This window comes from Cellulomonas marina (assembly GCF_900111925.1).
Classification (GTDB): Bacteria; Actinomycetota; Actinomycetes; order Actinomycetales; family Cellulomonadaceae; genus Cellulomonas; species Cellulomonas marina.
On record NZ_FOKA01000027.1, the window covers coordinates 1 to 7589 of the forward strand.

Sequence of the window (7589 nt, forward strand, 5' to 3'; positions counted from 1 at the left end):
GGGGTGGCCGAGCTGGTCGGGGGCGGGGCCGTGCCGGCCTCGGTGCTGGCGCGCCTGGCGTGCGACAGCGTGGTCTCGCGCATCGTGTTCGGGCCGCGCTCGGAGGTCGTGGACGTGGGTCGCTCCCAGCGGACGTTCACCGGGCCGCGTCGCCGCGCGGTCGTGGCTCGTGACGGGCGGTGCCGGTTCCCCGGGTGCGACGCCCCACCCGCGCTGTGCGAGGTGCACCACGTGCGGCACTGGGCCCGCGACGGCGGCGACACCGACGCCGGCAAGGGGGTCCTGCTGTGCTGGCACCACCACGCCCGCGTACACGCCCTCGGGATCGAGATCACCCGCCGCGGCACCCGGTGGCACTTCACCGACCGACACGGCCGACCCCTGCCCGGCGCGGACGTCGCTGGCGTGCAGGACGTGATGGACGACGACGGCGACGACCTGAGCCCGACCGGGACGGACGGCCCCTCATGAGGCGCACGTGGTCGGCTTCGCGGGCTGCCCGTGCTCGTGCCCGGTACGCCTGGCACGCCTGCCGGGCGGTGCGTGCCGTCTCGTCGAGCGGGTGTCGCATGCTCCAGCCCGGGTCCCGGGTCCCGGGTCCCGGGTCCCGGGTCCCGGGTCCCGGTGCGGGCCGCCTTGTCGAGCGGGTGTCGCCTGGTCCAGCCCGGGTCCCGGTTGCCGGGTCCCGGTTGCCGGGTCCCGGTTGCCGGGTCCCGGATTCCGGGGCCTCTCCGGAGGCGACGACCCGAGCGGGGTCTGCCGCGCTCTGACCTGCGCCGCGACCGTCGTCGGCGGGGACCGGACGAAGTGGCGTCCGACCGGGTGACGTGACCCGGACGGGGCGCGCGAGGCATCCCAATGGCTCACGACAGGGCCGCGCGCACCGATGGTGCAGTCATCTGGCCCACGGAGGGGCCCGGGCCCGGCCCGCGTGCCGCGCCCGCTCAGCAAGAACCAGGGACGGGAAGTGCCGTGATCGTCGTGACGCGCCTCAACGGTGGCCAGTTCGGGGTCAACCCCGACCTGGTCCAACGCATCGACAGCGCGCCGGACACCATCCTGACGCTGATCGACGGGACCAAGTACATCGTCGAGGAGTCGATGGGCGAGGTCATCGACCGCATCAACGAGCACCGGTCGCAGCTGCTGGCCCGTGCCCAGGAGCTGGCGGCTGACCCGCACGCGGACCTGCTCGGCCGCGACCTCGACGACCGCTCCCCGTACGGCACGCACGGCGGGCACGCGGGACCCCACGGCGGCTCTCACCGCAGCGGCTCGCACGCCGGCTCCCACGGGTCCGGCCCGGCCGCGCACGCCGGCGGCGCCGGTCCCGTCCCCTCCACCTCGTCCGAACCGGGCGACGAGGGCCACCTTGCCCCCGCCGTCCCGCTGCGCCCCAGGAGCCGTTGATGGATCCCGCCGGTTTCATCGGACTGGGCGTCGGTGTCGGCGCCATCTTCCTGGCCATGATCCTCGAGGGCGGCAACCCGGCCTCGATCATGCTGGTCCCGCCGCTGATCCTCGTCTGGGGCGGCACCATCGGGGTCGGCTTCATCGGCAACAGCCTCAAGGACGTCATCGGGGCCTTCCAGGCGCTGCCGAAGGCGCTCACGAACAAGGCGCCGGACCCCTCGGGCACCGTCGACACGATCGTCGAGCTGGCGGAGCGCGCGCGCCGTGAGGGCCTGCTGGCCCTCGAGGAGGCGGCCCGCAACATCGAGGACCCGTTCCTGCGCAGCGGCATGCAGTCCGCGATCGACGGCACGGACCCCGAGGACCTGCGCCAGCTGCTCGAGGACCGGATCACGACGAAGAAGAACATCGACAAGCAGAACGCGAAGTTCTTCGCCGACCTCGGGGGCTACGCCCCGACGATCGGCATCATCGGGACGGTCATCTCGCTGGTCCACGTGCTCGAGAACCTCGACGACCCGAGCTCGCTCGGGCACGCCATCGCCGGCGCCTTCGTCGCCACCTTCTGGGGCATCTTCTCGGCCAACATCCTCTGGCTCCCGCTCGGCGCCCGCATCAAGCGGTTCGCCGAGATGGAGTGGCACCACATGGAGCTCTCCGTCGAGGGCCTCCTGGCGGTCCAGGCCGGCGCCAACCCGCGCATGGTCGGTGAGAAGCTGCGCAGCCTGCTGCCCCCGGCCCCGGCGGGCAAGGACAAGGCGGCCGCGTGAGCGGCGGGCACGGCGGCGGGCACGGGGCTCCCGGCGGGCGCCGCAAGAAGCACGAGGAGCACGAGGAGCACGTCAACCACGAACGCTGGCTGGTCTCCTACGCCGACTTCATGACCGTCCTCATGGCGCTCTTCATCGTGCTCTTCGCGATGAGCCAGGTGGACGCCATCAAGTTCAACGAGCTCCGGCGGTCGCTGGCGACGGGCTTCAGCGCCGCCGACTCCCTCAGCGTGCTCGACGGCACGGACGGCGTCCTCGACTCGAGCGCCTACCTCAACGAGCCGAACGAGAACGGCACGACGAGCCCCAACCTCATCACCGCCGACGCCTCCAACGGCACCCAGGCCTCCAACCCGACCTACACGCCCCCGGCGGCATCGGCCAGCACGGCGCCGGTCTCGCTCGAGGGCCAGGACCCCGCCACCGTCGCGGCCGCGCAGGCCGAGGCGCAGCACCTGGAGCAGATCCGCGACCAGCTCGCGGCGGCCCTCAGCGAGCGCGGCGAGGCCGACTCCGCGCGGTTCTCCATCACGGACCGCGGCCTGGTGATGGGCATGGTCGCCAACGACGTGTACTTCGGCGCCGCCAGCGCCGAGCTCACGGGCCGGGCGATCGCCGTCCTCGACGCCGTGGCCCCGACCCTGGCCGGCCTCGGCGAGCAGATCGCGGTCGAGGGGCACGCCAACACCCTGCCCGTCTCGGGCCGCTACGCCACGAACTGGGAGCTCTCCACCGACCGCGCCACCCAGGTGCTGCGCCGCTTCGTCGAGCACGACGGCATGCCCGGCCGGCGTGTCCAGGCGACGGGCTACGGCGACACCCGGCCGCTCGTCCCCGGCGACACCCCGGAGGCCCTCGAGGCCAACCGCCGCGTCGACATCGTCGTGCTCTCCAGCGCACCCGACTCCGTGCGCGCCCTCGTCCCCACCATCGCGAACGCACCGAACGGACAGTGACATGCCCACTGAGCAGAGGATCGTCTCCGACAAGAAGATCGGCGGCGGCAAGATCGGCGGCGGGGGCGCGGCTCCCGCCGAGGAGGCGGAGGCCCCCGCCAAGAAGGGCAAGAAGAAGCTCCTGCTCCTCGTCGTCATCGGTGCGGTGCTCGGGCTCGCCGCCGGCGCCTACTTCTTCCTCTTCGCGCCGTCCGGCGAGGAGGGTGCCGAGGGCGAGGCGGCGGCCGAGGTCGTCGAGGAGCCCGTGGAGCTGGGCGAGGTCCTCACGGTCGAGCCCATCTCCATCAACCTCGCCGAGGGTCACTACCTGCGCCTCGGGCTGGCCCTGCAGCTGACGGCGACCGCCGTGGAGCCGCTGCCGGACCCCTCGGTCGCGCTCGACAAGGCGATCGCCCTCTACTCGGGCCGCCCGATGGCCGAGGTCAACGACGGCGCGAAGCGCGAGGAGCTGAAGGCCGAGCTCACGCGGCAGCTCGCCGAGACCTACCCCGACGCCATCGCGGCCGTGTACCTGACGACCTACGTCACCCAGTAGCGGGGGAGCGGCGGCGCGACCTCCTCGGGTCGCGCCGCGCGCCTGCCGGGGGCACGGCCGGGCGCGACGGCGCCGCCACGGTCGCCGACACGGGGGCGACGCGTCCGGCGGACCGCAGCCGCCCCGGCGCCACGCCGGCGCGACACGCCGACGCCCGTCCTGAAGAGGTGTCACCCGTTTGCTTCAGTCGGCGTACCCGGACGCCGATGCAGCCCCTGTGACGGTCCAGACCCCCCGCCCGGCGACGACGAGCCGTCGTGCCCGCACCGGCGTCCCGGAGCCCTACGACTTCCGCCGACCCATGACGATGGCGCGGGAGACCTCGCGCCTGCTGGAGATGGCCTTCGAGCGGTTCGCCCGCCAGTGGGGCACCCAGTTCACCGCGCGCCTGCGCGTGACGACCCAGGTCACCCTCGAGGACCTGTCCCTGCGCGTGTACGACGAGTACGCCAACTCCCTGCCCACCCACACCGCCGTGGTGCTGTGCACCGTGGAGCAGACGCGCCAGACGGGCATCCTGCAGGTCCCCGTCGAGGCGACGATGGTCTGGGTCGACTACCTGCTCGGCGGCTCCGGCCTCGGCGACGACCGCGCCGAGCGCGAGCTGTCGGAGATCGAGCTCGTCCTCGTCAAGGACGCCTTGCAGCACGCGCTCGACGACCTCGGCTACGCCTTCGCGGCCGTGACCCCGCTGGACGTGACCATCCGGTCCGTCCAGTACAACCCGCAGTTCGTCCAGGCCGTCAGCGCCGCGGAGAACGTGCTGGTCGCGACCTTCTCCCTGCGCCTGGGCGAGCGCGTCGACACGGCGACGCTCATGATCCCCGCCGAGCCGACCCTCGGCGTCATCCGCGTTTCCCGCGAGACCGACGACCGCTCCGAGGACGAGGTCCGCGCCGCCGCCGAGGCCGCGGTCCACCTGCACGAGACCGTGCAGGACGTGCCGCTCGAGGTCGCGGTCCGTTTCGCCCCCGTGCCGGTGCACCCGCGCGAGGTGGTCGAGCTGCGCATCGGCGACGTGCTCCCGATCCACCACCCCGTGTCCACGCCGCTGGACGTCGTCGTCGACGGCGTCGTCCTCGCCAGGGCCGCCGCCGGCAGCCAGGGCTCGCGTCTCGCCTGCCAGATCGTCACCGTCGAGGAGAACCTCTCATGACCGCCACCACGACCGCCCTGGGCCAGCAGGCCGCCGCCGCCGCTGCCGCCCTGGTCCCCTCGACGGTCCCGCTCGTCGCCGTCCCCGCCGCGTCCTCCGCCTCCGTCGCGACCGGCGGCCCCGCCGCCCCCCTGCCCGACGAGGTCGCGGTCGTCGCCTCGTTCGTCGGGTCGCCGAGCGCCGAGCTGCTGCTCGTCGCGCAGGGCGCGGTCGCCGAGGCGCTGGCCGCGTCCGGCACGGCCGGTGCGCCCGGCGGCGCGGGTCTCGAGCTCGTCGACACGCTGCGTCCCGCCCTCGAGGCGGCGGCCCGCACCCTGGGCGCCGGCGTGCTCGACGACGCCCGCACCGAGACGGTGGTCGCCGCGGTCGGTGAGGACACCGAGCTGTTCGCCCTCGAGCGCGACGGCGTGACGGTCGCCTGGTTCGGGCTGCGCCAGCGCGGCCCGCGCGTGACGACCCCGACGGCCGACGGCCTGCCCACGCAGCGCGACGGCGCCAACCCCAAGGCCGGCATGCGGGTGCTCTACGACGTCGAGATGACGCTCACCGCCGAGATCGGCCGCACGCGCCTGCCCATGCGCCAGGTCCTCGAGCTCGCGCCCGGCGCGGTCCTCGAGCTCGACCGCACGGCCGGCTCGCCCGCCGACGTCATGGTCAACGGCCGGCTCATCGCCCGCGGCGAGGTCGTCGTCGTCGACGAGGACTACGGCATCCGCATCACGGAGATCGTCGCGGCACCGGAGGCCGGCGCCTGATGGACTCCCTCCTGCTCGCCGCCCGGGTGCTCCTCGCGCTCGCGTGCGTCATCGGGCTGATCTGGTTCGCGGGACGCCGGCTGGCCGGGAGCTCCCGCCTCGCCGCCGCCCGCACCGAGCCCACGGTGCGCGTGGTCGGCAAGCAGTCGATCGGCCGTCGCGGCGGCGTCGCCGTCGTGGCGGTGGGGGACCGCCGCCTCCTCGTCGGCTTCGGCGACGAGCAGGTCACCATGCTCACCGAGCTCGACCCGGCGGGCGCCGGCACGGGCTCGACGGGCACCAGCACGGGCGCGACGGGCACGACGACGGGCACGACGACGGGCACGGCGACCGGCACGACGACCGGCACGACGACGGGTGCGACCACCGGCGCGACGGCGGGCGCGACGACGACCGGGGACGCCTCGGACGACGCCGACGGCTCGCACGCCGACGGAGGCGTCGGCACCCCGGCCCGCCGTCGGCGCCGCCTGCGCCCTGCCGGTGCCCCCGCGGCCGCCGGCGCCGCCGGCACGGCCCCCGCCACGGCCGGCGGCTCCGCGGCGCTGGTCGCCGCCGGCGAGCTCGTCGGTGCCGGGGCGTACGGCGTCGGCGACCACCGGGCCGCCGACGCCGCGGCCCGGGCCGCGGCCGCGCTCGCGCTCGTCCCCCTCGGCGACGCCCAGGGTTGCGTCCCCGGCTCGGTGCCCGGCTCGGTGCCCAGCTCGGTGCCCGGCTCGGTGCCCGGCTCGGTGCCCGGCTCGGTGCCCGGCTCGGTGCCCGGCTCGGTGCCCGGCTCGGACGTCGTCCCCGGCCCCACGGCCGCGAGCACGCCCTTCCTCGCCCCCGGCTTCCCGGCGGCGCTGCGCGCGAGCGTGCGGACCGGCATGCCGGTCGGGGCCGCGAGCCTGCGCCCGATGACCGCCGGCCTCGACGCCCTCACCCCGGCCGCCTCCCCGACCGCGGTCGGGCCCTCGGCCGCCGTGCGCGCGGCCGGGTCGGCCGGCTCGGGCTTCGCCGCCGCGTCGGCGACCGTCTCGGACTCCTTCGCCTCGCTGCGGGCCAGCCTCATGCAGGCCGGCGTCCTCGGCCCGCTCGGCGTACCGGGCAGCGTCCCGACGACCGCGGCCGTCCCCGGCGCGGCCGGCCTCGGCGCCGGTGCCGCCGTCGCCGCCGGCCTGGCACCGGTCGGCACGGCGGTCTGGGCCGCCGGCACGCCCGCCGTGCCGACCCCCCGCCCGTCGGTCGCGGCGGCCGCCCTCGCGGGCGCCGGGTCCGGGAGCGCCCACCTCGGGGGCGCCGACCTGCCGGCCGCCCCGCTGCCGGGCACGACGACGACCGTGGCGGCGCCCACGGGCGTCGTGCCGGGGCCGCTGTCCTCCGCACGCGTCGCGTCCTCGGCCTTGGCGGCCTCGGCGGTCGTGGCGGCGTCGCCTCGGGCCGCGCAGGTCCTGCCGGAGCTGCCGGCGCACCTGGCGGCTCTGGACCTCCCCGTCCTGGCCGGCGCCCCCACCGCGCCCGTGGCTGCCGGCGCGGGCAGCACCCCCGGCGCGCCCGTCCGGCGCGACGAGGAGCCGCTCGTCGGGACGCCCGTCGGCGACCTGGACCTCGTCGGCGCCGACCTGCGCGCCGCGTTCACGCCCTCGCCGCTCGCCGGCTCCGCCCTGTCGCCCGACACGTGGCGCCGCGCGGTGCGCGTCCTGCAGGACCGGACGGTCCGCCGGTGAACGCGCTGCTGCCCTCGGCGTCGATGACGCCCGCGCGCCTGCACCGCCTCACGGGTCGGCTGCGCCGGCACCGCCCCAGCGGCCGGCTCGTCGCGCTGGCCCTCGCGGTCCTCGCCCTCCTGGTGCTCGGTGCGGCCGCCGCGCCGCGCGCCCAGGCGGCGCCCGTGGCTGCAGGTCCGGTCGTCGCGTCCGTGCCCGCCGCGCTGCCCGCCGCCCTGCCCGCCGCCCTGCCCGCCGCCCTGCCCGCCGCCCTGCCCGCCGCCCTGCCCGCCGCCCTGCCCGCCGCCCTGCCCGCCGC

At 76.2% G+C, this 7589-nt stretch carries 9 protein-coding genes; all 9 read left to right on the top strand.

Going from position 1 to position 7589, the window contains the following annotated elements:
* Positions 1–471 (top strand): HNH endonuclease signature motif containing protein (locus BM048_RS17465; protein ID WP_139224534.1); only part of this gene is annotated, 471 nt, incomplete at its 5' end.
* A gap of 501 nt (positions 472–972) precedes the next feature.
* The gene (locus tag BM048_RS17470) at positions 973–1410 is read left to right on the top strand and encodes a flagellar FlbD family protein (RefSeq protein ID WP_090035301.1); all 438 of its coding nucleotides are present in this window, start codon (positions 973–975) and stop codon (positions 1408–1410) included.
* Positions 1410–2183 carry a motility protein A gene (locus BM048_RS17475; protein ID WP_090035304.1) on the top strand — a complete coding sequence of 258 codons (774 nt, stop codon included), beginning with the start codon at positions 1410–1412 and terminating at the stop codon, positions 2181–2183. The genes BM048_RS17470 and BM048_RS17475 overlap by 1 nt, the downstream gene beginning before the upstream one ends.
* Positions 2180–3139: an OmpA/MotB family protein gene (locus BM048_RS17480; protein WP_203708989.1), complete on the top strand. Its 960-nt coding sequence runs from the start codon at positions 2180–2182 to the stop codon at positions 3137–3139. Before BM048_RS17475 ends, BM048_RS17480 begins: the two co-directional genes overlap by 4 nt.
* A 1-nt stretch (position 3140) precedes the next feature.
* Positions 3141–3674 carry a flagellar basal body-associated FliL family protein gene (locus BM048_RS17485; RefSeq protein ID WP_090035307.1) on the top strand — a complete coding sequence of 178 codons (534 nt, stop codon included), beginning with the start codon at positions 3141–3143 and terminating at the stop codon, positions 3672–3674.
* 217 nt (positions 3675–3891) lie between these two features.
* Positions 3892–4830, top strand: coding sequence for a flagellar motor switch protein FliM (locus tag BM048_RS17490; RefSeq protein WP_239079049.1), 939 nt, complete (start codon positions 3892–3894; stop codon positions 4828–4830).
* Positions 4827–5585 carry a flagellar motor switch protein FliN gene (gene fliN / locus BM048_RS17495; RefSeq protein ID WP_090035310.1) on the top strand — a complete coding sequence of 253 codons (759 nt, stop codon included), beginning with the start codon at positions 4827–4829 and terminating at the stop codon, positions 5583–5585. The genes BM048_RS17490 and fliN overlap by 4 nt, the downstream gene beginning before the upstream one ends.
* On the top strand, positions 5585–7291 hold the full coding sequence (locus BM048_RS17500) for a flagellar biosynthetic protein FliO (protein WP_090035311.1): 1707 nt from the start codon (positions 5585–5587) through the stop codon (positions 7289–7291). Before fliN ends, BM048_RS17500 begins: the two co-directional genes overlap by 1 nt.
* Positions 7288–7589: hypothetical protein (locus tag BM048_RS18355; RefSeq protein WP_175499620.1), on the top strand; the 302-nt coding region annotated here is incomplete at its 3' end. The genes BM048_RS17500 and BM048_RS18355, both read left to right, overlap by 4 nt.

What these genes read in the sequence shown, in the direction of transcription:
- BM048_RS17475 (WP_090035304.1), top strand. Translation starts at nt 1,410, where the DNA reads ATGGATCCCGCCGGTTTCATCGGACTGGGCGTCGGTGTCGGCGCCATC.
- BM048_RS17485 (WP_090035307.1), top strand. Translation starts at nt 3,141, where the DNA reads ATGCCCACTGAGCAGAGGATCGTCTCCGACAAGAAGATCGGCGGCGGC.
- fliN (WP_090035310.1), top strand. Translation starts at nt 4,827, where the DNA reads ATGACCGCCACCACGACCGCCCTGGGCCAGCAGGCCGCCGCCGCCGCT.
- BM048_RS17500 (WP_090035311.1), top strand. Translation starts at nt 5,585, where the DNA reads ATGGACTCCCTCCTGCTCGCCGCCCGGGTGCTCCTCGCGCTCGCGTGC.